Consider the following 26,357-nt stretch of genomic DNA (forward strand, 5'->3'; position numbering starts at 1 on the left):
CCCGTGACGAGCGGGCGCGCACCCGCTGCGGGCCGTGGAGCGGGGCAGGGGGCCGCGGCGGACCGGTGGGGCCACCAGGCGCGCCCAGGCGGCCCGCCGTCGCACGCACGAGGGCCCGGACGCTGGGGAGCGTCCGGGCCCTCGTCGCAGTCTGTTCACGCGTGGTTACGGGAGCTGGGCCGCCCGTGCCTCGCGCCGGTTGTCGCGGAAGGTGTTCACCCGCCGTGCCGTGGCGAAGAGCGGGATCACCGCCCCCAGGACGACCTGCAGGGCGCAGCCGGTCTGCAGGAGCAGCTGGCCGCCGGGGGCGTCGAACGCCCACGCGGCGAGGAGCCCCATCGCGGCCACGATCCAGCTGAGCATCGCCACCGCGAGGACACCCCGCGGCTTCGGGTACTCGACCCGGCTGACCATCAGCCACGCCACTCCGATGATCGCGAGCAGCGTCGGCACGAAGGGGAGCTCAAGGAGCACGATCGAGACGACCGTCAGCGCTCCGAAGGGGCTCGGCATGCCCTGGAACATGCCGTCCTTCAAGGTCACGCACGAGAACCGCGCAAGCCTGAGCACCACCGCCAGCAGCACCACGATCGCCGCGAGCGCCGACACCCTCTGGTGCGCGTCGTCCGCGACCATCCCGTACACCAGGACGAAGTACGCCGGGGCGAGGCCGAAGCTGATGAGGTCGGAGAGGTTGTCCAGCTCCGCACCCATCGGCGACGACCGCAGCTTGCGCGCCACGAGGCCGTCGAAGAGGTCGAACACGGCGGCCATGAGCATGAGGATCACCGCGGTCGCCGCGGAGTGCCTGGCCATGCCCGACTCGTCGCTGCCCGTGAGGTGGGGGATGAGGATCCCCGTGGTGGTGAAGTACACCGCCATGAAACCGCACGTGGCGTTACCGAGGGTGAGGGTGTCCGCTATCGACAGCCGCATCGAGAGCGGCATGTCCTCGGCGTCGTCCTGCTCCTCCGCCTCGGGCACCCAGCTCGCCTGGGTATCAGGATCAATCACGGTCAATTCGAGTCACCCCCGCGGTCGTGGCCTGGCCGACCTCGACCGCGACATCGACACCTTCCGGAAGGTAGATGTCCACGCGCGAGCCGAAGCGGATCAGACCGATGCGTTCGCCCTGCTCCACCTTCGTGCCCTGCGGGATGTAGGGGACGATACGACGGGCGACCGCTCCCGCGATCTGCACCATCTCGATGTCGCCGAGCTCGGTGTCGAAGTGCCAGACAACGCGTTCGTTGTCCTCGCTCTCCTTGTTGAACGCCGGGACGAACCCACCCGGGATGTGCTCGACCGAGGTCACCGTGCCGGACAGGGGAGCCCGGTTGACGTGCACATTCAGCGGGCTCATGAAGATCGCGACGCGGGTGCGCCCGTCCTTCCACGGCATGATGCTCTGCACCACACCGTCGGCCGGCGAGATGACGCGACCCTGGGTGATCTCGCGCTCGGGGTCGCGGAAGAACCACAGCATGCCCGCCGCGAGCGCGGTGGTGGGCACGGCCACGGCGGCCCAGCGTCCGGACTTGCGGGCCCGGGCGAGGCTGAGTGCCGCGGTGGCGACGGTCGGGAGGAGCCACGGCGATGCTCCGCGAGCGAGGCGGACCCCTCCGCGCGATGCAGGGATTTGGCTGTCGGGCATGGATGACCTTCGTAGCGGATGATGCCGCGCTGGCAACGGGGGGACGGCGGCTTTCCGTCGATGCTATCGGGTGCGAGCGGCAACTGGGCAAGCCAGCAGCCGAGTCGGACAGCTGAAAGGCTCCGGACAGGGGTGACCCGGTGTGATGTTCTTCGCCACCAAATCACCCCGTAAGGAACATTTCAGCCCTGGAGCCGGTACTCCTCGAGCAACCGGCGACCGATGATCATTTTCTGGATCTCGGCGGTACCTTCACCGATCAGCAGCATCGGGGCCTCACGGTAGAGGCGCTCGATCTCGTACTCCTTGGAGAAGCCGTAGCCGCCGTGGATGCGGAAGGCGTCCTCGACGACTTCCTTGCAGTACTCGGAGGCGAGGTACTTCGCCATCCCTGCCTCCAGGTCGTTCCGCTCCCCGGAGTCCTTTTTGCGAGCTGCGTTGACCATCATCGCATGCGCGGCTTCGACCTTGGTGGCCATTTCGGCCAGTTTGAACTGGATCGCCTGGTGCTGCGCGATCGGCTTTCCGAAGGTCTGGCGCTGCTGGGCGTAGGAAACGCCGAGCTCGAACGCACGCTGGGCGACACCGCAGCCACGCGCGGCGACATTCACCCGCCCTACCTCGACACCGTCCATCATTTGGTAAAAACCTCGGCCCGTGGTGCCGCCCAGCACACGATTGGCCGGAATGCGCAGTCCGTCCATGATGAGCTCGGTCGTGTCGACGCCCTTGTAGCCCATCTTGTCGATCTTCCCCGGGATCGTGAGACCGGGACGGACCTCCCCGAAGCCCGCCTCCTTCTCGACCAGGAACGTCGTCATCGACTTGTGCGGGGCCGTCCCCTCGGGGTGGCCTTCGTCACTCTTGCAGAGGACGGCGACGAGCGTCGACGTGCCACCGTTCGTCAGCCACATCTTCTGGCCGTCGAGAACGTACTCGTCACCGTCCTTCACGCCCTTGGACGTGATCGCCGAGACATCCGAACCCAGGGCCGGCTCGGACATCGAGAACGCGCCCCGCACCTCGCCCAGGGCCATCCGCGGCAGGAACGTGTCCTTCTGCTCCTGCGTGCCGTGCTGCTTGAGCATGTAGGCCACGATGAAGTGCGTGTTGATGATGCCCGACACGCTCATCCAGCCCCGGGCGATCTCCTCGACGCAGAGCGCGTACGTGAGGAGCGACTCGCCCAGACCGCCGTACTCCTCCGGAATCATCAGCCCGAACAGGCCGAGCTCCTTGAGCCCTTCGACGATCTCCGTCGGATATTCGTCGCGGTGCTCCAGCTGGGTCGCGACAGGGATGATCTCCTTGTCGACGAAATCACGGACCGTGGAGAGGATTTCCTGCTGGACGTCCGTCAGACCGGCGGTCTGCGCGAGTCGGCTCATGGCTACTTCTCCACGTTCTTGCTCGGCGGGGACACGATCTCCGGGCGGCCGGGCTGCTCCCCGCCGCGCTCCTTGATGTACGTCTCGGTGGGCACCATCACCTTGCGGCGGAACACGCAGACCAGCGTGCCGTCCTGCTTGTAGCCCTTCGTCTCCACGTGGACGATGCCGCGGTCGCTCTTGGACCTCGACGGCGTCTTGTCGAGCACGGTCGTCTCGCCGTAGATCGTGTCGCCGTGGAAGGTCGGCGCGACGTGCTTCAGCGACTCCACCTCCAGATTGGCGATCGCCTTCCCGGAGACGTCCGGCACCGACATCCCGAGCAGGAGCGAGTAGACGTAATTGCCCACGACGACGTTCTTCTTGAAATCCGTCGTCTTCTCGGCGTAGTTGCTGTCCATGTGCAGCGGGTGGTGATTCATGGTCAGCAGACAGAAGAGGTGGTCGTCGTACTCCGTGACCGTCTTTCCGGGCCAGTGCTTGTAGACAGCACCGACCTCGAACTCCTCATAGGTGCGTCCGAACTGCATGTCAGGCCTCCGGGGCTTCGAACTTGGAGGTGCGCTGCATACCGGCGGCGCGTCCCTTGCCCGCGACGACCAGGGCCATCTTGCGGCTGGCCTCGTCGATCATCTCGTCGCCGAGCATCGCCGAACCCTTCTTGCCGCCCTCCTCGGAGGTGCACCAGTCGTACGCGTCGAGGATGAGCTCGGCGTGGTCGTAGTCCTCCTGCGAGGGCGAGAAGACCTCGTTCGCCGCGTCGACCTGGCCGGGGTGCAGCACCCACTTGCCGTCGAAGCCCAGCGCCGCCGCGCGCCCCGCGACCTCGCGGTAGGCGTCCACGTCGCGGATCTGGAGGAACGGGCCGTCGATCGCCTGGAGGTCGTGCGTACGGGCCGCCATCAGGATGCGCATCAGGATGTAGTGGTACGCGTCCGCCGGGTAGCCGGGCGGCTGCTGGCCGACGACCAGGGTCTTCATGTTGATCGAGGCCATGAAGTCGGCCGGGCCGAAGATCAGGGTCTCCAGGCGGGGCGAGGCACCGGCGATGTCGTCGATGTTCACCAGGCCCTTGGCGTTCTCGATCTGCGCCTCGATGCCGATCTTCCCGACCTCGAAGCCCATCGTCTTCTCGATCTGGGTCAGCAGCAGATCCAGCGCGACGACCTGCTGCGCGTCCTGGACCTTGGGGAGCATGATGCAGTCGAGGTTCGGGCCCGCGCCCTCGACGACCGTGATGACGTCGCGGTACGTCCAGTGCGTCGTCCAGTCGTTCACCCGGACGACCCTGGTCTTGCCCGTCCAGTCGCCGTTGTTGAGCGCGTCGACGATGTGGTGACGGGCTCCCTCCTTGGCGAGCGGCGCGCAGGCGTCCTCCAGGTCCAGGAAGACCTGGTCGGCCGGGAGGCCCTGGGCCTTCTCCAGGAACCGCGGGTTCGAGCCCGGTACGGCCAGACACGAACGGCGCGGACGCAGCCGGTTCACAGGGGACGAGGGCGTGGTCATGCGGGGACCTCCAGAGGGTCGAGCTTGTTCGCTTTCCGGATCTCGTCGACGATACGGCCGATGATCTCCGTGATGCCGAAGTCCTTCGGGGTGAAGACGGCGGCGACGCCGGCTTCGATGAGGGCGCGGGCGTCGGCCTGCGGGATGATGCCGCCGGCGATCACCGGGATGTCCGGCGCACCGGCCTCACGCAGCCGGTTCAGCACGTCCGGCACCAGCTCGGCGTGCGAGCCGGACAGGATGGACAGGCCGACGCAGTGGACGTCCTCGGCGAGCGCGGCGTCCGTGATCTGCTCGGGCGTCAGCCTGATGCCCTGGTAGACCACCTCGAAGCCGGAGTCCCTGGCGCGTACGGCGATCTGTTCGGCGCCGTTGGAGTGCCCGTCGAGGCCGGGCTTGCCGACCAGCAGCCGCAGCCGTCCCACGCCCAGGTCCGCTGCGGTGCGGGCCACCTTCTCGCGGACCACGGCGAGCGGGGTGCCGGGCTCGGCGGTGACCGCCACCGGTGCGGACGAGACGCCCGTCGGTGCCCGGAACTCACCGAAGACGTCGCGCAGGGCCCAGGCCCACTCACCGGTGGTGACGCCCGCCCTGGCGCACTCGACGGTCGCCTCCATCATGTTCGCGGTGCCCGCCGCGGCCTTCTTCAGGGCCGTCAGCGCCTCGGTGGCGCGGGCCTCGTCGCGGTTGTCGCGCCATTCATGCAGCGCGGCGACGACCCGGGCCTCGTTCTCGGGGTCCACCGTCATGATCGCCGCGTCCAGATCGGCGGTCAGCGGGTTGGGCTCCGTCGTCTCGTAGATGTTGACGCCGACGATCTTCTCCTCGCCGGCCTCGATCCGGGCCCGCCGTGCGGCGTGCGAGGAGACGAGCTCCGACTTGAGGTAGCCCGACTCGACGGCGGCCATCGCGCCGCCCATCTGCTGGATGCGGTCGATCTCCGCCAGGGACTCGGTGACGAGCTCCTCGACCTTGGCCTCGATGACGTGCGAACCGGCGAAGATGTCCTCGTACTCCAGCAGGTCGCTCTCGTGCGCGAGCACCTGCTGGATGCGGAGCGACCACTGCTGGTCCCACGGGCGGGGCAGCCCCAGCGCCTCGTTCCAGGCGGGCAGCTGCACGGCACGGGCGCGCGCGTCCTTGGAGAGGGTGACGGCCAGCATCTCCAGCACGATGCGCTGGACGTTGTTCTCCGGCTGCGCCTCCGTCAGCCCCAGCGAGTTGACCTGTACGCCGTAGCGGAAGCGGCGCTGCTTCGGGTTCGCGATGCCGTAGCGCTCACGCGTGACCTGGTCCCAGATGCGGCCGAAGGCGCGCATCTTGCACATCTCCTCGACGAAGCGGACCCCCGCGTTCACGAAGAAGGAGATGCGGGCGACGACGTCACCGAAACGCTCCTGGGGCACCTGACCCGAGTCGCGCACGGCGTCGAGCACGGCGACGGCCGTCGACATGGCGTACGCGATCTCCTGGACCGGAGTGGCCCCCGCCTCCTGCAGGTGGTAGCTGCAGATGTTGATGGGGTTCCACTTCGGGATGCGGTTGACCGTGTACGTGATCATGTCGGTCGTCAGCCGCAGCGAGGGTCCCGGCGGGAAGACGTGCGTCCCCCGCGACAGGTACTCCTTCACGATGTCGTTCTGCGTCGTGCCCTGGAGCTTGTCGGGATCGGCCCCCTGCTCCTCCGCGACCACCTGGTAGAGCGCCAGCAGCCACATCGCGGTGGCGTTGATCGTCATCGAGGTGTTCATCTGCTCCAGGGGGATGTCCTGGAACAGCCGCCGCATGTCACCGAGGTGCGAGACGGGCACGCCGACCCGGCCCACCTCGCCGCGGGCGAGGACGTGGTCGGGGTCGTACCCGGTCTGCGTGGGCAGATCGAAGGCGACCGACAGACCCGTCTGGCCCTTGGCGAGGTTGCGCCGGTACAGCTCGTTGGACGCCTCGGCCGTCGAGTGACCGGCGTACGTCCGCATGAGCCACGGACGGTCCTTCTGACGTTCGGTCATGGTGGACCTCAGACGTTGCGGAAGCGGTTGATGGCGTCGATGTGCTGCTCGCGGAGCTCCGTGTCGCGCACGCCCAGGCCCTCGCGGGGCGCCAGCGCGAGCACGCCGACCTTGCCCTGGTGGAGGTTGCGGTGCACGTCGTACGCGGCCTGGCCGGTGTCCTCCAGGGAGTAGACCTTGGAGAGCGTCGGGTGGATCTTGCCCTTGGCGATCAGGCGGTTGGCCTCCCACGCCTCGCGGTAGTTGGCGAAGTGGGAGCCGATGATCCGCTTGAGGGACATCCACAGGTAGCGGTTGTCGTACTCGTGGTTGTAGCCCGAGGTCGAGGCGCAGGTGACGATGGTGCCGCCCTTGCGCGTCACGTACACGCTCGCGCCGAACGTCTCGCGGCCGGGGTGCTCGAAGACGATGTCCACGTCCTCGCCGCCGGTCAGCTCACGGATGCGCTTGCCGAAGCGCTTCCACTCGCGGGGGTCCTGGTTGTGCTCGTCCTTCCAGAACTTGAAGCCCTCGGCGTTGCGGTCGATGATCGCGGTCGCGCCCATCTTCCGGCAGATCTCCGCCTTCTGGTCGCTGGAGACGACGCAGATCGGGTTGGCACCGCCGGCCAGCGCGAACTGCGTCGCGTAGGAGCCGAGTCCGCCGCTCGCGCCCCAGATCAGGACGTTGTCGCCCTGCTTCATGCCCGCGCCGTTGCGCGAGACGAGCTGGCGGTACGCGGTGGAGTTGACCAGGCCGGGGGACGCGGCCTCCTCCCAGCTGAGGTGCTTCGGCTTCGGCATCAGCTGGTTGGACTTGACGAGCGCGATCTCGGCCAGGCCGCCGAAGTTGGTCTCGAAACCCCAGATGCGCTGCTCCGGGTCGAGCATCGTGTCGTTGTGGCCGTCGGAGGACTCCAGCTCCACCGAGAGGCAGTGCGCGACGACCTCGTCGCCCGGGTTCCAGGCGTTGACGCCCGGACCGGTGCGCAGGACGACGCCCGCCAGGTCCGATCCGATGACGTGGTACGGCAGGTCGTGGCGCTTGCTGAGGTCGCTGAGCTTCCCGTAGCGCTCCAGGAAGCCGAAGGTCGAGACCGGCTCGAAGATCGACGTCCAGACGGAGTTGTAGTTCACCGAGCTGGCCATGACCGCGACCAGGGCCTCGCCCGGTCCGAGCTCGGGGACCGGCACGTCCTCCACGTGGAGGGACTTGCGCGGGTCCTTGTCGCGGCTGGCGACCCCGGCGAACATCTCCGCCTCGTCCTTGTGCACGGTCACCGCGCGATACGACTCGGGGATGGACAGGGCCGCGAAGTCGGCGGCGGTGCTGTCCTGCGACTGGATCGCGTCCAGGATTTCCTTCACGGTGATGCCTCCGGCAGATCGGGTCTCCGGCGTCGAGGGAAACGCTCGGAGGACCCCTGTGGTCAGGGGAGCGGTGCGGTGTGGAGGTGTGCCGTCGGTTCGGCGGGCGGTGCTGTGTGCCTGCTCGGTGGAGCAGAAGGGTTTGCCTGTGACGCAGGCGCCCGGGCGCGCTGACACGTGGTCTGCGGGGACAGCCGGCGTACGAGAGATCTCTGCACGCCGGCCGCCCGGACGCCTTCAACGTATGGCACTCCGTGACAGGTGGCAAGGCACCCAGTGCCAACAATTTCTCTCAGTTGTCATCTCGTAGGCACGCATGAGCAACATCATGGGTCGTATGTCGTGTTGCTCCCTCTTTTCTGGTGGCTACGGCGCGGTGCGGTACACGTACGGCGTCGTCGTGCACAGGGCCGTGAAGCCGAGCCGCCGCAGGATCGGGGCGGACCGATCCGTCGCGTCGACCTGGAGGAAGCGGTAGCCGCGCTCGGCGGCGATCCGGGCGCGGTGGGCGATCAGGGCCCGGTAGATGCCCCTGCGCTGCCACTCGGGCGCCGTACCGCCGCCCCACAGGCTTGCGAAGCCGGTACCGGGGTGGAGCTCCATCCGGGCCGCGCTCACGGGCTCGCCCTCCGCGAGGACCACGGCCGCGAGGAAGGTGTCGTCGCTCAGGCGGGCCAGGGCCTGATGGCGCAGCCGTGAGCCGTCGGTGCCGAAGGCCAGCTCGTGCGCCCGGACCATCAGCTCCACCCCCGCCGCGTCGGACACCGCCCGGAGCTCCGTGCCGGCCGGGAGGTCCACAGGGGTCGCCAGGCCGGCGGCCGGGGCGACGAACAGGGTCTCCGGCGGCTCCGCCGCGAAACCCGCGGCCAGCAGCCTCCCGCCCAGGTCGGCGGGCCGGTCGTGGGCGTACAGCTTCCACTCGAACTCGTCGTGCCCGAGGGCGGTGTAGTGCTCCACCTGCTCCGCGATCACCGCTTCCGCCCGTACGGCATCGAGGTCCGGGGCCGTCCAGACGACCCCGTTCCAGTCGTCGGCGGCGCCCACCTGGCGGACGACGTCGGGGCCGCGCTCGACCCGTACGCCGGGACCTTCGGGGCGTGCGTGTTCGCGCATCTCGTGGTCGAAGAGGGCCAGCATCTCGTCGGATTCCATGCGCGCATCCGAGCACGCCGGCCACCGCCCCGACCACAGGGTTTCCACCCGCCGGTGCGTCGACCGGGCCGTACGGGGCACACGGAAGTGATCTTGATGTGGTCACAGGGACAGGGGTGGGTACGCGATGGGCATACAGGCGCGCAGAGGTGCCGGGGAGGGCCGCCGGCCCGCGTTCGACGTGCGGCGGACGGCGTTCGGTTTCGCGCTCGTCGCCGTCCTGGTCTGCGGTGTGGGGCTCGCGGTGCGCACGGCGCTGGAGACCGCCGGGCGGCATCCGGTGGTCGCCGGTGTCTCGGCTGCGGGGCTGGTGGCGGCCGTCGTGGTGCTCCTGCGGGCGCGCCGCAGCCGCAGGACGGCGGTCCGGGCGGCCGAGGCGGCCGTCGAGGCGGCGTACGAGGTCGTGGACGCCGCCCTGGAGGAGCTGCCGGACTCCGCCTTGCACCCCGAGCCGCAGCTGCCGGACTCCGTTCTCGACCCCGGGCCGCAGCTGCCGGACTCCGCCTCGGACCCCGAGCCGCCAGGGCCCGTCGACTGGGCGGCCATGGACCCGTACGACTTCGAGGAGGCCGTGGCCTGGCTCTGCCGGCGCGACGGCTGTGCGGACGCCGAGGTCGTCGGGGGCGCCGGCGACCTCGGCGCGGACGTGCTGGCCACCACCCCGGACGGGCGCCGCCTGGTCGTGCAGTGCAAGAGGTACACGAGCGACAACAAGGTCGGCTCCCAGGACCTCCAGCGCTTCGGCGGCACCTGCTACGCGGTCCACGAGGCCGAGGTGGCCGTCGTCGTCACCACCGGCGAATTCACCGAACCGGCCCTCGAGTACGCCGGGCAGTGCGACATCGTCTGCGTCGGGCTCGACGAACTCACCGCGTGGAGCGAGGGCGCCGCGGCGCCGCCCTGGTACGCCGGAGCGGACGTGCAGCCCGCCACGGGCTGAAAGCCCTCTCCGGGCTCAGGTCTCCTTCAGGGCCCGCTGGATCGTGCGCATGACCTCGTCGAGCGGTGCGTCCGTACGCGCCACGGCGACCAGCACCTCGCCCTCCTTGGACACCGACGCCGCGGGCGCCCTCCCGGTGTCGCCACCCACGGTCCTCCCCGCGCCGATCCCCGTGCCGAAGGTCTCCCGCACGATCGCGAAGGCATGGTCGAGCTGTGTCTCCACGTCGCCCTGGCCGTCCGCGCGGAGCCAGCGCCGCAGCACATGGTTGTGCGCGGTCACCACGGCGGACGCGGCCACCTCGGCCAGCAGCGGGTCGTCGTTGCCGACGTGGTGGTCGCGCTCGTCGAAGTGGCCCAGCAGATAGCGCGTGAACAGCCGCTCGTAGCGGGCCACCGAGGCGATCTCCGCCTCGCGGAGCGTGGGAACCTCACGGGTCAGCTTGTAGCGCGCCACGGAGACCGCGGGCTTCGCCGCGTACATCTTCATGACCTCCTTGATGCCGCGGCACACGGTGTCGAGCGGGTGCTCGTGCGCGGGAGCGGCGTTGAGGACGGCCTCGGCCCTGACGAGGGTGTCGTCGTGGTCCGGGAAGATGGCCTCCTCCTTGGAGCGGAAGTGGCGGAAGAAGGTGCGCCGGGCCACCCCGGCGGCCCCCGCGATCTCGTCGACCGTCGTCGCCTCGTACCCCTTCGTGGCGAAGAGTTCCATCGCCGCCGCGGCCAGCTCGCGGCGCATTTTGAGCCGTTGGGCGGCGGCCCGGGTGCTCGCGGCACTCTCCGGGGCGTCCGTCGCGGCGGAGGAACGGGGGGACTTGGCGGGTTGGGACATGAGGTGAACGTAACCCATCGGTGCAGGGGAGTGCGCCTGTGGGGGCGGGTCGTCCGAGGGTCCGAGCAGCCCGCCCCACCGGGCCCCCCGCCCGGGGGGCCCGGCGGCGGGCGACGTGGCGTCGCCCGCCGCCGGCACCTCAGCGGCGGGCATATTCGCGGAAGCCGCGCCCCGTCTTACGGCCGAGGCAGCCCGCGGCCACCAGATGCTCGAGCAGCGGCGCCGGGGCGAGGCCCGGGTCGCGGAACTCGCTGTGCAGGACCTTCTCGATCGCGAGCGAGACGTCCAGGCCGACGACGTCCAGGAGCTCGAACGGTCCCATGGGGTAGCCGCCGCCCAGCTTCATCGCCGCGTCGATGTCGTCGAGCGTCGCGTAGTGCTCCTCGACCATCTTGATCGCGTTGTTGAGGTAGGGGAACAGCAGCGCGTTCACGATGAATCCCGCCCGGTCGCCGCAGTCCACCGGGTGCTTGCGCACCTTGAGGCAGACCTCGCGGACCGTGGCGTGCACGTCGTCGGCGGTCAGCACCGTGCGGACCACCTCGACCAGCTTCATCGCGGGCGCCGGGTTGAAGAAGTGCATCCCGACGACGTCCTCGGGACGCGAGGTCACCCGTGCCACCGCCACGACCGGCAGTGACGAGGTGGTCGTGGCGAGCACCGCGCCCGGCTTGCAGACCTTGTCCAGGGTCGCGAAGAGCTCCCGCTTGATCTCCAGGTCCTCGGCGACCGCCTCGACCGCGAGATCGACCTCGGCGAAGGAGTCCAGGGAGCCCGCCGGGGTGATCCGGGCGAGGGTCTCGTCCCGCGCCTCCTCCGTCAGCCTTCCCTTGGAGACGGAGCGCCCCAGGGACTTGGCGATCCGGGCCTTGGCCGTCTCCGCCTTCTCCTGGCTCCGCGCGGCGAGGACCACGGAGTAGCCGGCCTTCGCGAAGACCTCGGCGATGCCCGACGCCATCGTCCCCGAGCCGGCCACACCGACCGAGGAGACCTCGCGTCCGGCCACCGCGCCCGCGCTCCCGGAGGGCGTCAGGGCGTCCGGCACCACGGTCTGGCCGCCCGGGGCGTCGTACGTGTAGAAGCCGCGGCCCGCCTTGCGGCCGGTCAGCCCCGCCTCGCTGAGCTGCCCGAGCACCGGGGCCGGGGCGTGCAGCCGGTCGTGGGACGCCGTGTACATGGCCTCCAGGACCGTGCGGGCCGTGTCGATCCCGATCAGGTCGAGCAGCGCCAGGGGACCCATCGGCAGGCCGCAGCCCAGCTTCATGGCGGCGTCGATGTCCTCGCGGGAGGCGTAGTTCGCCTCGTACATCGCCGCGGCCTGGTTGAGGTAGCCGAACAGCAGGCCGTCCGCGACGAACCCCGGACGGTCGCCGACCGCGACCGGCTCCTTGCCCAGCTCGCGGGCGAGCCGGGTCACGCTCTCCACGGCCGGCGGTGCGGTCAGCACCGAGGAGACCACCTCGACGAGCTTCATCGCGGGCGCCGGATTGAAGAAGTGCAGACCGAGGACCCGCTCGGGGTGCCGCGACTCCGCGGCCAGCCGGGTCACGGACAGCGCGTTCGTGCCCGTCGCCAGGATCGCGGTGGGGGAGACCACCGCGTCCAGCTCGCGGAAGACCTGCTGCTTGATCTCGTACGTCTCCGGCACGACCTCGATGACCAGCTCCGCGTCCGCGGCGGCCTGGAGATCGGTGAAGGTGCGGAAGCGGGCGAGGATGTCGTGCCGCTCCTGCTCCGTGATGCGCTCGCGGCGCACGGAGCGCGCGGTGGCGGCCTCCAGGGAGGCGACGGCCTGACGGGCGGCTGCTTCACTGACGTCGATGCCGACGACCTCGCGGCCGGCACGGGCCAGGACCTCGGCGATGCCGGTTCCCATGGTGCCGAGACCGACGACGGCAATGGTGGTGAGCGGGATGTCCATCACGGGACTCCAGGGTGAGTGACGACTGAGGAGGAGCACGGCGGCGCGCGTGGCCGAAAGCCCAACCGGCGCTCGGTGCAAGGGAAACTGCGTGTCGTGGTGCACGGTCCCGGGTGCGCACGGCACACCGGGGAAAAAGGTGACGGGCTCTGCCCCGAGCCACGTCTGCAACTGCCGAACCGACAAGCACTCCGGGTGGCTGCGTCACCAGGCCACCGGAGCCGGCGGGGAGTGTGTCCCGCTCACTTGAGATTAACCGGCGAGTAACGAGCGCGCCAGCCCTGGCCGTCTGTGCGCTGGCACACAGTTCGGTGAACACGGTGCGTGCGCGAGGATAAACTCACCGTCATGGATGAGGAGTTCCGCTCGCTGACGGACCGGCTCGGGGCCGAGGCGGGTGAGCCGGAGGTCTTCCGCCGGCTCGTCGCCACCGAGGACGACGAAGAACTGGCCGAGGTGCTCGTCGCACGCGAACGCCCTTTGTGGGCCCGCGAGATCGCGGCGTTCCGGCTCGGCTGCCGGGGGGACCGCCGGGCCTTCGAGGCGCTGGTGCTCCTCCTCAACCACCGCGACCCCGAGCGCTGCGTCTCGGCCGCCCACGCCCTGCGGCTCCTCGGCGACCCCCGGACGCCCAAGGCGGCGGCCGCGCTCGCCACGAACAGCCTGCGCACGGCCTACGCCCTGCACCCGGTGCGGCTGCTCACGGCCCTGCGCGCCCCGGAGTCCGTACCCGCCCTCGTCAGCACGCTCCACAGGCTGCTGATCCCCGGCGAGCCGCACTGGCACGTCGCGCTCGCCTGCGTCGAGGGGCTGGGCACCCTGGGGGACGGGCGGGCCCGTCCCGTCCTGCAAGCCGCACTGCCGCACCCACGCCTCGGCACGGCGGCGGCGGAGGCCCTCAGGCGGCTGCCGGAGGGGTGAGCGGGTGCCCGGTCTCGTGGGCCGAGCGGCTCACGGCACCATCCGTCGCGCCGCAAGGAGGCCGCGGTGATCCAAGAACCGAAACTCGGTTCGATCCGGACGGACGTCGGAGAGGACGCCGCTCTGAACTTCATGACGCTGGCCGCCGGTGACGGAGAGGGTTACCAGTACCTCTCGGCGTCGCAACAGGTATGCGGGGCCGGTGGGCCAGGGCTGTTTCAGAAGTGGCCTTCTGCGCAGCTACTGAGCGTGGCGCTCTGCGGCGGCATGCCACCAACCAGGTGGAGATGCGTCGCTGACCTCAGCGGTGGGTTGGTCGGGGTGGAGCCCATGCCGTCGAAGCGCGCTCGCATGGACGCAGACATCGAACCAGCCGTGCCAGCGGCCGTCAGGACCGATGCCGCAGGCCAGATTCGACCGGATCTCGTCCGGGGCGAAGGGCATCCAGTCGATGCCGCGGTCTCGCAGTCAAGCGCGGGCAGCCGCCATCGGGTGCAGGTGGCCCGGCAGGTTCTCATAGGCCGCAACGCTGATCCAGTCGGTGCTCGGCGAGGTCATGACACCCATGATGCCGGGCGGCCGCGCAGGTGTCACAGCCATTCGTCGAGTACGGCGATGAGAACAGTCGCCTCGTAGCGGACGGCCCGTCGTCGTGGCGAGTGGCCACCGCGGGGCCGCTTGGGTCGATTGATCCCGCACCCCACAGCGTGCCGAGCTCTGTGGTCCCCGCGGTCGAAGCCTCCGAGAAGATCACGTTCTGTGATGACAGCGACCTCGTCCCGCCTGCCCTGGCCGGTGCGTCAGTCGCACGCCGCGAGCAGGTCGCGGACTGCGGTTCTCGCGGAGTCATCCTGGACGAAGCCCCGCCACCCGCCGCTGCTGCGAATCCGCTGATCATGGTCGGGTACACCACGCACGAGTTCGGCGGCAGGCCGGGCGGCACGGCCGATCCGAGTCAGGTAGCGCACTGCGGGGAGCATGACCGGTAGCCATGTTCCCTCGGCCAACCCCCGTACCGCAGACGTCAGCGCCGGTACGGAGCTTTCGGTGTCACGGGTCACTGCCCACAGGGCGTGTGCTGCTTCGACACGGGTCCAGGGGTCTGGATCGGAGGTCATGGCCCGGAGCCGGTCCGCGTGGTGGGCGGCGTGTGTGCCCAGGTCGGCGATCATCCGCAGGGCAGGGCGCGGGAAGCCCGTCTCGGCGACGGTTCGTCCGAGTGCTTCCAGGGCGGCGTCGGGATCGCCGCCGACCTTCCAGGAGGCCCAGGCCGCGATTTCCGTGCGTGCCCCGCCTGCGGCCGACCGGGCCAACAGAAGTTCAAGGGCCTCGTTCCCAGCCCTTCCGATCCCTGCTAGCGCCTTCGCTGCCGATGTCCAGGTCCGGTCGTTCTCCAGCAGGCCGAGCAGTTGCGGGACCCCACCAGCGGCAGCGGGGCCCCAGTCCGCGAGCACCTGGCAGTACGAGTCGAGCACGTGGTCGTCCGTAGCGGTGTCGAGCCGGCCGCAGACCATGGGAAGGAGCAGACCGGCATGGTCGGGAAGGTGGCCGACGACCTCGTGGAGCGCAGGGAGGACCGCGTAATGCCAGTCGGCGGATGATGGATAGTGAGCAGAATGCGAAGCGAAGCCGGATTCGGGGTGAGCCGCCGCGTCGATCAGGCCTGGCACACAGCGAGGGTCGTTCATCCGGGCCAGCGCCCATGTCGCGGCCTCGGCGGCTGTCTCCCGTCTACGTGTGGTCCAGGCGCCGGTGTCGCCGATCAGCGCGGCGATCTCATCGGCGTGAGCCGAGGCCGCCGAACCCAGGCAGGCCAGGAGCTCGGCCGCCCGGAAACGGACCTCGGCGGCGGGATCCTCCAGTCGCGCGACGATTCGTGGAAGGAGCGCGGTGGTCGGCGAGCGCCACTGGGCCAGCAGTCCGCCTGCACGCGCCAGGCCGCTGATCCGCTGTTCGACGTCGGGATGGTCTTCCAGCAGGCCGTGTGCGAAAGAGGGCGACGGGCCGGTGAGCAGCGCAGCTGTCCAGTGGTGAACACCCTGCACACCAGTCTCCACCGTGCTGGTGTGCTGCCACAATTCGACGCTCGGATCCCGTACCGCTTCCAGCAGCAGGCCCAGCTGAAGCGCCGGAAGGGCCGGGTCGGCCGGGGCGATCGCGTGCACCGCTGCCAGGCGTATCTGCGCCTCCGGAGCATCGAGCAGTCCGCGGAGCAAGGTGCGGACCCTGGGACCATGCTCGCCGGTCGGCTCCTGGAGCACCGTATGGCCGAGTGCCAGGACCAGGTCGAGACGCGTCGCCGGATCGTCCTCCGCCTCCCAGCGCCGTAGCAACGCAGGCAGAGTGAGCTCACCGGGACTCCGGCAGGAGCCGATCACGTCGGTCGCGGCTCGCCGTATCTCCGGCTCAGGAGCGTCGAGCAGGACAAGAACCTCCGGAAAGGCGCGCTCCCACGCCGATGGCCAGCCGGGGTCCACCCACTTCTCGGCGACCAGCACGGCCTCGGACACCAGCCTCGATACGAGTTCCAGCAGCGTGCGACGGCTCGGCACGTCCGGCGTCGCGGCCAGGCGCAGCAGAAACGGAAGCGTGGCCGGGGCGGCGGAGCATATCCAGCCACCCTGATGGAAGAGGTGATTGATGAGGTCGTCCGCAGCGCGCTCCGCATCTTCCGGATTCGGCCCCGCGCACCGGCGCAACAGTCCGGGCACGTCCTCGGCGGACCCGTAGTTGTGCCTCAGTGCTGCCCAGTCGATCGAATCCACTTCCGCCCACATGCGCGTGACCCTACGTCGGAGGGGCAGCCTTCGATGCCTCCACGGACCCGGACCCACGCGCTCGCCACGTTGCAACGGGGTGGGGGCGGGTTGAGTTGCCACAGTGGGACGAGCGGTATGGGGTGTCGGCAGGAGATCAGACGTACGCGGCTCTGGCCAGGTGAAGCTTCGTCGTGAGGCCACCGTGTGGTCGGCCGAGCGCCCGCATTCCCACCTCTGATCAGGCAGGAGTAGGAGCCATCCCGGAAGCGTGACAGTCCCGCAGGCTAGGCCTCCGCGGGCAGCGCGGGGAACACGACCACCGAGCCGTCCTTGTCGCGGGCGATCTCGATCGCCACGTCTGTCGCGCGGCTGTTGACCGTGATGCCATCGCCCAGCCGGTGAATCCGATGGGTCGCGCGCAACAGACGATCCACTTCACCCGGCGTGAAGACGGCCGCAAACCGTTCGGACGGGCCAACTCCAGCGCCGACAGGCGCACCAGGGCACCGGCGATGCCCGACTCCAGTTCGTCGAGGCGCTGTTGGTCGCGCCTGATTACGCGCGTGAAGCTCGCGAACAGGTTGCCAGGGTCGTTCTGGGCGTGCTCGACGGCTTGCAGGACGATGACCCGCCGCGAGGCCGCCAATCTACGTGCTCCGCGAACGTGCAACCGCCCTGCCCACAGAGCGGTCGGCCCCGGAATCGGTAACGGAGATTCGGGGCAGTGCGAGCCGGCAGTCGAACGGGCACCTGATTGAGCTCCTGTGGCTCCTTCACAACTCGGCCCAGACCGTCTTGCCGGGTGCGCAGGCGCGTGGCATGACACCCCAGCGGGTGGCCAGGTGCGCTAAAAGCAGGAGCCCGCGGCCGGTCTCGGAGTCCAGGGGCGGGGTGGTGGGCCGACCGGCGACGGCGGGGCGGCGTTCGGTGCGGGTGTCGGTCACCTCGATGCGGAATACCCCCGCTGTCGCGGTCAGACGAACGTGGAAGTCGCGTCCCGGGACGTGCCCGTGCTGCACGGCGTTGGCGCAGAGCTCGCCGGCGATGAGCGAGAGCGTGTCGTGGGCGAGTGAACGGTAGGGGACGCCCCAGGCATCCAGCCGCTCACCGACCAGGAGCCGGGCGAGGCGGGCGCCGCGCGGGGTGGACGTGAAGCGCATGACGAATTCCTGGTCGTCGGGCGGTGGCGCGTTCATGTGAGAGGCGGTCGGGGAGGAAGTCATGGCAGTGAGGCTGGCGGGAGCGACACCCCGTCCACCAGCAGCAACGCTTGTACGGGATCCGGTTGTACGCGCCGCTGGGACTTTCGTACGCCGCTGACAGACGTCTCTGCCGACGGGGCGGGAGACAGGGCGCTCGTTCGGGGGAGCGGGTCGGATTCGGGTACGCAGAGTGAGCGCTGTGCGTAGTTTCGTGACGGACGGAGTGTGCGCGGTGTACGTGGCGGGGTGAGCGGTGGCGGAGACAGAACGGGACGACGGAGTCGTGGGGTTCCTGCGGTGCTTCGGTATGCAGCTGAGGCTGCTACGGGAGCGGGAAGGCCTCACGCGGGCCGAGTTGGGGGCGCGGCTGGGATACGGGGAGGACCAGATCGCCTCGGTGGAGCTGGGGCGGCGCATCCCGAAGCCGGAGATGATCGACCGGGCGGACGAGGTGCTGAGGGCGGGTGGGCTGCTGGTCGCGATAAAGGCGGAGGTGGCTCGGGCGCGGTATCCGTCGTTCTTTCAGCAGGCGGCCAAGCTGGAATCGGAGGCGGTCGAGCTGCACGTCTACGACACCTTGGCGGTCAACGGCCTCCTGCAGACGGAGGATTATGCACGGGCAGTGTTCAGACAGTGGCGCCCCTTCTTGGACGAAGAAGTGGTCGACCAGAGATGCGCATCGCGCATGGCGCGGCAGGAGATCTTCAACCGACGGCCTGCGCCGAACCTGAGCTTCGTGATCGAGGAGGCCGTACTCCACAAACGGATCGGCGGAGACCAGGTCTGGCGGGGACAGCTGGAACACGTCCTGCTGATCGGGCAGAGGCGGAATGTCGATGTTCAGGTGATGCCACTGGGGCGAGGCCAACATGCTGGGCTCGCTGGGCCCTTCACCTTGATGGAGACTGGGGACGGGCGCAGAGTTGCTTACACGGAGGTGCAGAGTGATGGTCGTCTGCACACCGAACGTGGCAAAGTGCGTGAGTTGGAGGCCACATACGGGGCGATGCGCGGGCAGGCTCCTGCGCCTCAGGAGTCCATGGCCTTGATCGAGAAGTTGTTGGGAGAAGCATGAGAGTGGACGAATCCGAGTGCGGGACCGACCCCCGTGCCTGGTTCAGGAGCAGCTACAGCGCCGGTGATGGCGGCCAGTGCGTTGAAGTAGCAAGCTGTCCCGACACTGTCCAAGTTCGTGACTCGACGGACATCACGCGACCCGGCTTGGCCCTTGCTCCGACGGCTTGGACCGCGTTCATCACGTTCGCCCGCGAGGTGTGAGCGGGCTGGGCGGCGCCTCGGCCCGCCGGGCCCCTCAGCCCCACGTAGTCAGCTCAGCCACGAAGTCGTCGTACGAGCGGTTCTTTCCCTGAGGCTTGGCGAGCAGTCCTCGCTCGTACACGGCCTTCGCGATCAGTGCGCCGTCGCTCTCGCGGAAGGTGGGCGAGCCGAGCTTGCTCTTCAGCGTCTCCTTGGGGTCCTTGAGCATCCCCGTGTCGTTCCGCGTAGCTGGGCCGGCACCTTCCAGCGCGGGCGGACGTGCGCGAATGCGGCAGGGAAGAGGAGTAACCACGCCTCCGACTCCCAGGCCGCCAGAGCGAGCGCCGCATCGCAGGGGCTCTGGCGGGAGAGCTCCTCTGACAGTGTCTTGCGTACGGTGCGGTAGCGGTTGTCCGTGAAGCCGTCCAGGTCTTCGTGGACGGCCAGACCGACCAGCGGGCCGCGCTGTTGGAGCGCCTTACCCCTAACCTTGCCGACCAGTGTGCCCACCGCTGTGGCGAGTTCGCATCCGGTCTTCTTCTTCAGGCGCACCGGATCGTTGATGCGTACGATCCTCGCTGAGCCCAGGTTCGGGTGGTGCTGGCGGATGATCGCGTGGCGTCTTGTGGCGCATCAGCAGGTCCGAGGCGCGAAGCTCGGCCGCGGCGGAGTGGCCCGTCTGCACCGCCTGGCCTTCGATGCAAGCCAATGTGCACACCCCCTCTGGCATGTGCCCCTATGGGGCGAGTCAGCTGCAGAGATCCCCGTTACGCATGGTTCGCTGTGAGCGACACGCTGTCAGCGGGGCGTCACGGATAGATGCCAGGCTACGTCGCCGGCGGGGTGAGAGCGCGTACGTACCGGACCTCGGGCACCATGGCTCCACCCGCTTCGAAGGCCTCCTCCGCGCCGTCCGGCCGGAAGCCCGCCCGCTCGTAGAAGCGCCGGGCGCGTACGTTCTCCCTCAGCACCCAGAGCGCCAACTCGCCGAATCCGTCCACCGAGGCCCGTGAGATCACCTCCGCGAGCAGGGAGTGCCCCGTGCCCGTGCCGATCCGCGCCGGATGTACGTAGAGCGCGTACAGCTCCCCGCTCCCGGGGCGTGCGCCCTCGTCGCGGCAGGGCCCGTAGCAGGCCCAGCCGGTCACCGTGGCGTCGGAGGTCTCGGCCACCAGGTTCAGCGGCCCGCCGTCCGTCGTGAGGTACGCGCGCCGGCGCTCGGTGTCCTCGGCGGCGTCCATCGCGTCCAGATACCCCTGGGGGATCATCCCGGCGTACGCCGCCTGCCAGCCGCGCACCCGGATGTCCGCCACGGCGGCGCAGTCGCCGAGTGTCATGGCGCGTATGCGCGGGCCGGGGGCGTATGCGGGGGTGGGGCGTGTCGTCACGCGGTCCATCCTCGCGTACGCCCCCGGCGTGGGGCCCGGCATTTCTCAGCCGTGCATCAGCCGCGGAAGCCCAGCAGGCCGTGCAGGGTGCTGCCCTTCGTGTTCGCGGTCGCCTTCGCGGACGGAGTCGCCTTCGGCTCCGCCAGGGCTGCGCAGACCGCGTCCGCCCCGCTGCCGGCGGCGGCCGGGAGCGTGCCGTCCGTCAGGTAGCGCACCAGGTGCTTGTCCAGGCAGTTGTTGCCGCTCAGCGTGATGCCGTGGTTCCCGCCGCCCTGCTCGACGACGAGGGCCGAGCCCTTGAGCTCGCGGCTCATGGTGACGCCGCCCTCGTACGGGGTCGCCGCGTCGTCGGTCGCCTGGAGGACCAGCGCGGGTCCGATCCTGTCGTTGGTGACCCGCACCGGCTCCAGGGGCTCCACCGGCCAGGTGGCGCAGGGTGCGTTGTACCAGGTGTTGTTCCACGACATGAAGGGCGCCTTCGCGTGGGCCTGCCAGGTGTCGTTGCGCCAGGTGCTCCAGGTCCGGGGCCAGCCCGCGTCACGGCACTGTACGGCCGCGTAGACGGAGTACCCGTTCTCCCCGCTCCTGTCGACGGCGGCGAAGTCCTCGTACGCGGTCGCGAGCGCGTCCTCGTCGTCGTCGTTCACGTACGCCGCGAACGTCTCGGCGAGGCGCGGCCAGTAGCCGTCGTAGTAGCCGCCCGGCATGAAGGTGTCCTCGAGCTCGCCCGGCCCGACCTTGCCGGCCGCGGGGTGCTTCTTCACCGCCTCGCGCATTCCGTACCACGCGGCTTCCACCTGCGCCGGGTCGGTGCCCAGCTTGTACGTGGCGTCGTTCTTGGCGACCCACGCGGCGAAGGCCTTGTGGCGGGCGTCGAACGCGTGGTCCTGGCCGAGGTTGTCCTCGTACCAGACGCCGTCGGGGTCGACGACCGAGTCGAGCACCAGACGGCGCACGTGCTCCGGGAACAGCTTGGCGTAGACCGCGCCGAGGTAGGTGCCGTAGGAGTATCCGAAGTAGTTGATGCGCTTCGCGCCGAGCGCCCGGCGGATGACGTCGAGGTCCTTCGCGGCGCTGACGGTGTCCATGTACGGCAGCAGGTCGCCGTGCTTCTCGCCGCACGCGGCGGCGAAGGCGGCGGCCCGGTTGCGCGCGGTCTTCTCCGCCTCGTAGGAGTCCGGCACGGTGTCGGGGCGCACGGGCTCGAAGTACTTCGGCAGGCAGTTCAGCGCGGGCCGGCTCTTCCCGACCCCGCGCGGGTCGAACCCGATCACGTCGTACTGGGCGGCGAGCTTCTTCGGCAGCGAGGCGGCCACGAAGCCGGCCATGGAGAGCCCGCTGCCGCCGGGTCCGCCCGGATTGACCAGCAGGGGGCCCTGCGAGGTCTTCGCCGTGTGCGGGATGCGGGAGAGGGCGAGGGTGACCGGTCGGCCCGACGGGTTGTCATGGTCGAGCGGCGCGGTGACCGTTGCGCACTGCAGCGTCGGGTAGGACTTCGTCCCGCAGCCGGTCCACTTGAGCGGCGCGGCGGCGGGCCCCGTCCTGGCGGGGGTGGTGGACGGTGCGGACGCGGTGGAGGGCGCGGCGGTCACCAGACCCGCGACCGTGGCGCCGACCGCGACCAGAATTCCTGCACGTTTCGTCATGGGGCCTCCCGTGGTGGGGCAACGCGGCTGTGGGTGGCACAGCTCCCGCCGCATGCTTCCCGGATCCGGGAGCGGAAGGACACGTGAGGCCGAGAGTTGACCCGTTCGGGCCGGGAGACGGATGCGGTCAGAGCAGGCTCAGCTGGGTGGCGCCGGCGGCGGGAGCCGTGGGCGTCCCGCGTACGGTGCGCCGGGCGCCGCCCCGGTCGGCCGGGCCGATGCCGAACTCCGCCGCCAGTTCGTGCACCCGGCGGGTGATGCCCCGCTGGTACCAGGTCGGCGCGTACGCCCCGCCCGCGTACATCTCCTCGTACCGGTGCACCAGGTGCGGGTGGTGGTGCCCGAGCCACTGCATGAACCACTCGCGGGCGCCGGGGCGCAGATGGAGGACGAGCGGGGTCACCGAGGTCGCTCCGGCGTCGGCGATGGCGCGGACCGTGGCGCGCAGCTGGTCGGGGTGGTCGCCGAGGAAGGGGATGACCGGGGCCATCAGCACCCCGCAGCCGATCCCGTTGTCCGCCATGGCCCGTACGACGTCGAGGCGGCGCTCGGGGGAGGGGGTGCCCGGCTCGACCGTGCGCCAGAGCTCGGGGTCGGTGAAGCCGACGGAGACGGAGACGCCGACCTCCGTGACCTCCGCGGCCTGCCGCAGCAGGTCGAGGTCGCGGAGGATCAGGGTGCCCTTCGTGAGGATGGAGAAGGGGTTCGCGTGGTCGCGCAGGGCGGCGATGATGCCGGGCATCAGCCGGTAGCGGCCCTCGGCGCGCTGGTAGCAGTCGACGTTCGTGCCCATCGCGATGTGCTGGCCCTGCCACTGGCGGGAGGCCAGATGGCGGCCCAGCAGCTCGGCGGCGTTGACCTTGACGACGATCTGGGAGTCGAACCCGAGACCGGTGTCCAGGTCCAGGTAGCTGTGGGTCTTCCGGGCGAAGCAGTACACGCAGGCATGGGTGCAGCCCCGGTACGGGTTCACGGTCCACTCGAACGGCATACGGGAGGCGCCGGGCACCCGGTTCACGATCGAGCGGGCACGGATCTCGTGGAAGGTGATCCCCCTGAATTCCGGGGTGTCGAAGGTGCGCGTCGTCACCGCGTCCGCGGCGAAGAGCGCTCCGTTCCCTGCTTTTGTGGTGTTCTCTGCAAGATTGTCCCAGCGCATGAACGCCTCCTCGGTAGTACTCCGCAGAGAATAGAACATATGTTCCCTTGATCGTGCGCGGTGGGACTCCGGGCCCGATTTTGAGGGGCCGTGCCCGAGGTGGTTGGCTCAGCAGCACCCCGAACAACCGAGTGCTGGAGGAGCAGGCATGGCGCAGGTCGAGGCCACGACAGAGCGGATCATCGCGGCGGACGCAGAGACGGTGTTCGATGCGCTGGCCGACTACAAGGAGGTCCGGGGCAAGGTGCTGACCGGGCACTTCAGCGAGTACGAGGTGCGCGAGGGCGGGGACGGCGAGGGCACCCTCGTCCACTGGAAGCTCCAGGCCACGAGCAAGCGGGTCCGCGACTGCCTGCTCGACGTCACCGAGCCCACCGACGGGCAGCTGGTCGAGAAGGACCGCAACTCCACGATGGTCACCACCTGGACCGTCACCCCGGCCGGCGAGGGCAGGTCGAAGGTCGTCGTCACCACCGTCTGGAAGGGCGCGGGCGGCATCGGCGGGTTCTTCGAGAAGACCTTCGCGCCCAAGGGCCTCGGCCGGATCTACGACGAGCTGCTGCAGAACCTCGCCACCGAGGTCGAGAAGTAACCCTGCTCCTCCCGCTGTTGGCGTCACGGCCGGCTCACCGGAACGAGTGGTTTTCCGGGGTGGCCGGTTGTGCGCCGCAGTGCCTCCCACCGGCGCATAAGCCCTCGGAATGCGCCGTGCGCGCGCCCGGTCGCGTTTGCCCTGCCTTGCCGCCTGATGCGAGAAATGGGCGGCGCAGCTGCGACGAGGGGAGCGTCACGTGGTGGGTGGGATCACTCTGGTGAAGGACGGGCCGGGAGGCGCGGAGTACGGGCCGCCCGGGACCCGGGTGGAGCCCGGCACCGCCCTGGAGCCCGGTCCGCCGGCGCCGCCGTCCGCCGCCGGAGCACCCCCACCGTCCGACGGGATCAGCCCCCGCAGGGTCCGGCTGATCTTCCTCGGGCTGATGCTCACGCTGCTGCTCGCGGCGCTCGACCAGATGATCGTGGCCACCGCGCTGCCGAAGATCGTCGGTGAGCTGCACGGCCTGGACAAGATGTCGTGGGCGGTCACCGCCTACCTCCTCGCCTCCACGATCGGTCTGCCGATCTACGGGAAGCTCGGCGACCTCTTCGGCCGCAAGGGCGTCTTCCAGTTCGCGATCATCGTCTTCGTCGTCGGCTCGGCCCTCGCCGGCTGGTCGCGCACCATGGACGAACTGATCGCCTTCCGGGCCGTCCAGGGCATCGGTGGCGGTGGACTCATGATCGGCGTGCAGGCGATCATCGCCGACATCGTCCCGTCCAGGGAACGCGGCCGCTACATGGGGCTCATCGGGGCGGTCTTCGGCCTCGCCTCCGTCGCGGGACCGCTCCTCGGCGGCTTCTTCACCGACCACGCCTCCTGGCGCTGGTGCTTCTACATCAACGTGCCGTTCGGCATCGTCACCCTCGCCGTCATCGCGCTCGTACTGAAACTGCCCAAGCCGGCCGTCCGCCCCCGCCTCGACGTGCTGGGCGCGCTGCTGCTCGCCGCCGCGTCGACCTGCCTGGTGCTGCTCACCAGCTGGGGCGGCACGGAGTACGAGTGGGGCTCGCGGACCATCGTCGGACTCGCCGCGGGTGCCGCCGGAACGACCCTGCTCTTCCTCGTCGTCGAGCACCGGGCCGCCGAACCGATCATCCCCCTGCGGCTGTTCCGCGACTCGGTCTTCAACGTCACCTCGCTGGTGGGCGCCGTCGTCGGGGTCGCGCTCTTCGGGGCCGCCAGCTACCTGCCGACCTATCTCCAGATGGTCGAGGGCGTGTCCGCCACCGAGTCCGGGCTGCTGATGCTGCCCATGATGGGCGGCATCGTCATCGCCTCCGTCGTCTCCGGGCAACTGGTCTCGCGCACCGGCCGCTACCGCGTCTACCCGATCGTCGGGGCGGCGGTCTCCGTCGTCGGCATGTGGCTCCTCTCGCTCCTGGACACCGGCACGTCGGCGCTGGAGTACGGCCTCTGGCAGGCCGTCCTGGGCGTCGGTATCGGTCTCGTCATGTCCATCCTGGTGCTGGCCGTGCAGAACTCCGTACGCCCCGCCGACCTCGGCACCGCCACCAGCGCCCACAACTACTTCCGGCAGATCGGCGGCAGCGTCGGCGCCGCGATCTTCGGCACGCTGTTCGCGGGACGGCTCGCCGACGCGCTCGGTGTGCGGCTCCCCTCCGGAGCGGGCCTGCCCGACGCGGAGTCGATCACCCCGCAGCTGGTCCACACCCTGGAGCCGGCGCTGCGCGACGCCTACATCCAGGCGTACGCCGACGCGATGCCGCGGATCTTCCTCTACCTCGTGCCGGTGCTCCTGCTCGGCCTGTTCCTCGCCTTCTTCCTCAAGGAGAAACCGCTGGTGTCCCACCCCACCTCCCCCACGGCTGCCGACCCGTCCGCGACGCGGTCCACGATCCCGGTGGCCCGCACCGACCCAGGCCCGCCCCAGCCGGGCCCCCTCTCCGGAGTACCTGTACGGGGATGTGTCCAGCACCCCGACGGCACGACGGTGGGGAGGGCCGCCCTCACGCTCATCGACGGCCAGGGGCGGCAGGTCGGACGGGGCGCGAGCGGGGACGACGGGCGCTACGCGCTGAGCGCGCCCGCCGCCGGAGCCTATGTGCTGATCGCCGCCGCCGGCGGGCATCAGCCGCAGGCCGTCAGCGTCACCGTCGGCGAGCGGCCGGTGGAGCTCGATGTGGTCCTGGGCGGGGCGGGGCGGCTCGCCGGGGCGGTCCTCACACCCGACGGAGCCCCCGTCCGTGATGCGGCGGTCACGCTCACCGACGTACGGGGCGAGGTCGTCGCCACCACCCGCACCGGGCGCGAAGGCGCCTATGTGATCAGCGAGTTGGTGGCCGGGGAGTACACCCTGGCGGCCAGCGCCCAGGCATTCCGCCCCGCGGCGCTCCCGGTGAGCGTGCAGGCGGCCCGGGAGACCAGGCAGGACATCGAGCTGGCCGGTGGCGCCGTGCTGCGCGGCATCGTCCGCGCCCCCGGCGGGCGGGCCGTCGAGGACGCCAGGGTCACGCTCCTGGACGCGGCGGGCAACGTGGTCCACACCCTCACCACGGGCTCGGACGGGGCGTTCCGGTTCGTGGACCTGTCCACCGGCGAGTACACCGTCATCGCCGCCGGCTACCCGCCCGTCGCCACCGTGCTCCAGCTCCCCGGAGGGGGACGGACCGAGCGTGACCTCCAGCTGGGGCACGAGGACTGAGGACGGCCGGACCGGTGG

The 26,357-nt window shown here is 70.0% G+C and carries 22 protein-coding genes and 1 pseudogene; 6 read left to right on the forward strand and 17 right to left on the reverse strand.

The genetic code is table 11. From position 1 onward, the window contains the following. Positions 1-165: 165 nt before the first annotated feature. From pssA to OG488_RS31635, 8 genes are all read right to left on the reverse strand, one after another. Positions 166-984, reverse strand: coding sequence for a CDP-diacylglycerol--serine O-phosphatidyltransferase (pssA, locus tag OG488_RS31600; RefSeq protein ID WP_014049394.1), 819 nt, complete (start codon positions 982-984; stop codon positions 166-168). A 22-nt stretch (positions 985-1,006) separates the two neighbouring features. Continuing rightward, positions 1,007-1,654: a phosphatidylserine decarboxylase gene (locus tag OG488_RS31605; RefSeq protein ID WP_329235181.1), complete on the reverse strand. Its 648-nt coding sequence runs from the start codon at positions 1,652-1,654 to the stop codon at positions 1,007-1,009. 182 nt (positions 1,655-1,836) lie between these two features. After that, positions 1,837-3,042: an acyl-CoA dehydrogenase family protein gene (locus OG488_RS31610; RefSeq protein ID WP_329235184.1), complete on the reverse strand. Its 1,206-nt coding sequence runs from the start codon at positions 3,040-3,042 to the stop codon at positions 1,837-1,839. A gap of 2 nt (positions 3,043-3,044) precedes the next feature. Beyond that, entirely contained in the window at positions 3,045-3,572 is a 528-nt protein-coding gene (locus OG488_RS31615; RefSeq protein ID WP_329235187.1) for a MaoC family dehydratase, read from the reverse strand. A 1-nt stretch (position 3,573) separates the two neighbouring features. Continuing rightward, positions 3,574-4,548 (reverse strand): HpcH/HpaI aldolase/citrate lyase family protein, encoded by a 975-nt coding sequence (locus tag OG488_RS31620; RefSeq protein WP_329235190.1) that lies wholly within the window; start codon positions 4,546-4,548, stop codon positions 3,574-3,576. Next, entirely contained in the window at positions 4,545-6,557 is a 2,013-nt protein-coding gene (locus OG488_RS31625; protein WP_329235192.1) for a protein meaA, read from the reverse strand. The genes OG488_RS31620 and OG488_RS31625 overlap by 4 nt, the downstream gene beginning before the upstream one ends. An 8-nt stretch (positions 6,558-6,565) precedes the next feature. Next, positions 6,566-7,903 (reverse strand): crotonyl-CoA carboxylase/reductase, encoded by a 1,338-nt coding sequence (ccrA, locus tag OG488_RS31630; protein ID WP_329235195.1) that lies wholly within the window; start codon positions 7,901-7,903, stop codon positions 6,566-6,568. A 366-nt stretch (positions 7,904-8,269) separates the two neighbouring features. Further along, positions 8,270-9,055 (reverse strand): GNAT family N-acetyltransferase, encoded by a 786-nt coding sequence (locus OG488_RS31635; protein WP_329235199.1) that lies wholly within the window; start codon positions 9,053-9,055, stop codon positions 8,270-8,272. Between the two features lie 127 nt (positions 9,056-9,182). Here OG488_RS31635 and OG488_RS31640 point away from each other — a divergent pair, with 127 nt between their 5' ends. Continuing rightward, complete coding sequence (locus OG488_RS31640) at positions 9,183-9,995, forward strand: restriction endonuclease (protein WP_329235201.1); 813 nt, start codon at positions 9,183-9,185, stop codon at positions 9,993-9,995. A gap of 15 nt (positions 9,996-10,010) precedes the next feature. On the opposite strand, the gene OG488_RS31645 is transcribed toward OG488_RS31640, so the two are convergent. After that, positions 10,011-10,826: a TetR family transcriptional regulator gene (locus OG488_RS31645; protein WP_329235204.1), complete on the reverse strand. Its 816-nt coding sequence runs from the start codon at positions 10,824-10,826 to the stop codon at positions 10,011-10,013. Between the two features lie 139 nt (positions 10,827-10,965). Beyond that, on the reverse strand, positions 10,966-12,747 hold the full coding sequence (locus OG488_RS31650) for a 3-hydroxyacyl-CoA dehydrogenase family protein (protein WP_329235207.1): 1,782 nt from the start codon (positions 12,745-12,747) through the stop codon (positions 10,966-10,968). 348 nt (positions 12,748-13,095) lie between these two features. Here OG488_RS31650 and OG488_RS31655 point away from each other — a divergent pair, with 348 nt between their 5' ends. Further along, positions 13,096-13,668, forward strand: a complete 573-nt coding sequence (locus tag OG488_RS31655) for an adenylosuccinate lyase (protein WP_329235208.1) — start codon at positions 13,096-13,098, stop codon at positions 13,666-13,668. An 800-nt stretch (positions 13,669-14,468) separates the two neighbouring features. Here the strand turns inward: OG488_RS31655 and OG488_RS31660 are convergent. The 3 genes and pseudogenes from OG488_RS31660 to OG488_RS31670 form a co-directional block, all read right to left on the reverse strand. Beyond that, positions 14,469-16,445, reverse strand: coding sequence for a HEAT repeat domain-containing protein (locus OG488_RS31660; RefSeq protein ID WP_329235211.1), 1,977 nt, complete (start codon positions 16,443-16,445; stop codon positions 14,469-14,471). Between the two features lie 266 nt (positions 16,446-16,711). Next, positions 16,712-17,073: pseudogene (locus OG488_RS31665) on the reverse strand (hypothetical protein); the annotation flags it as partial. Positions 17,074-17,200: 127 nt separating this feature from the next. Next, positions 17,201-17,650 carry an ATP-binding protein gene (locus tag OG488_RS31670; RefSeq protein ID WP_329235214.1) on the reverse strand — a complete coding sequence of 150 codons (450 nt, stop codon included), beginning with the start codon at positions 17,648-17,650 and terminating at the stop codon, positions 17,201-17,203. Between the two features lie 286 nt (positions 17,651-17,936). On the opposite strand from OG488_RS31670, the gene OG488_RS31675 reads away from it, so the two are divergent. Together OG488_RS31675 and OG488_RS31680 are read left to right on the forward strand one after the other, a co-directional pair. Beyond that, the gene (locus tag OG488_RS31675) at positions 17,937-18,704 is read left to right on the forward strand and encodes a helix-turn-helix domain-containing protein (RefSeq protein ID WP_329235216.1); all 768 of its coding nucleotides are present in this window, start codon (positions 17,937-17,939) and stop codon (positions 18,702-18,704) included. Further along, complete coding sequence (locus OG488_RS31680) at positions 18,701-18,907, forward strand: DUF397 domain-containing protein (RefSeq protein ID WP_329235219.1); 207 nt, start codon at positions 18,701-18,703, stop codon at positions 18,905-18,907. The genes OG488_RS31675 and OG488_RS31680 overlap by 4 nt, the downstream gene beginning before the upstream one ends. A gap of 34 nt (positions 18,908-18,941) precedes the next feature. Here OG488_RS31680 and OG488_RS31685 read toward each other — a convergent pair whose 3' ends face one another. The 4 genes from OG488_RS31685 to OG488_RS31700 all read right to left on the reverse strand — a co-directional run bounded on the left by OG488_RS31685 (position 18,942) and on the right by OG488_RS31700 (position 23,079). Next, positions 18,942-19,115 (reverse strand): hypothetical protein, encoded by a 174-nt coding sequence (locus OG488_RS31685; RefSeq protein ID WP_329235222.1) that lies wholly within the window; start codon positions 19,113-19,115, stop codon positions 18,942-18,944. Between the two features lie 598 nt (positions 19,116-19,713). Further along, positions 19,714-20,283: a GNAT family N-acetyltransferase gene (locus OG488_RS31690; RefSeq protein WP_329239154.1), complete on the reverse strand. Its 570-nt coding sequence runs from the start codon at positions 20,281-20,283 to the stop codon at positions 19,714-19,716. A 47-nt stretch (positions 20,284-20,330) separates the two neighbouring features. Further along, a complete protein-coding gene (locus tag OG488_RS31695) occupies positions 20,331-21,920 on the reverse strand; it encodes an alpha/beta hydrolase (RefSeq protein ID WP_329235225.1) in 1,590 nt (529 codons plus the stop codon). Between the two features lie 127 nt (positions 21,921-22,047). Further along, on the reverse strand, positions 22,048-23,079 hold the full coding sequence (locus OG488_RS31700) for an Rv2578c family radical SAM protein (RefSeq protein ID WP_329235228.1): 1,032 nt from the start codon (positions 23,077-23,079) through the stop codon (positions 22,048-22,050). Between the two features lie 148 nt (positions 23,080-23,227). Here OG488_RS31700 and OG488_RS31705 point away from each other — a divergent pair, with 148 nt between their 5' ends. Both OG488_RS31705 and OG488_RS31710 read left to right on the forward strand, forming a co-directional pair. Then, on the forward strand, positions 23,228-23,671 hold the full coding sequence (locus OG488_RS31705) for an SRPBCC family protein (RefSeq protein WP_329235231.1): 444 nt from the start codon (positions 23,228-23,230) through the stop codon (positions 23,669-23,671). A gap of 199 nt (positions 23,672-23,870) precedes the next feature. Then, complete coding sequence (locus OG488_RS31710) at positions 23,871-26,339, forward strand: MFS transporter (protein WP_329235234.1); 2,469 nt, start codon at positions 23,871-23,873, stop codon at positions 26,337-26,339. Positions 26,340-26,357 lie beyond the last annotated feature (18 nt).

The sequence above is a fragment of the Streptomyces sp. NBC_01460 genome, from assembly GCF_036227405.1.
In the GTDB taxonomy this organism is placed as follows: domain Bacteria; phylum Actinomycetota; class Actinomycetes; order Streptomycetales; family Streptomycetaceae; genus Streptomyces.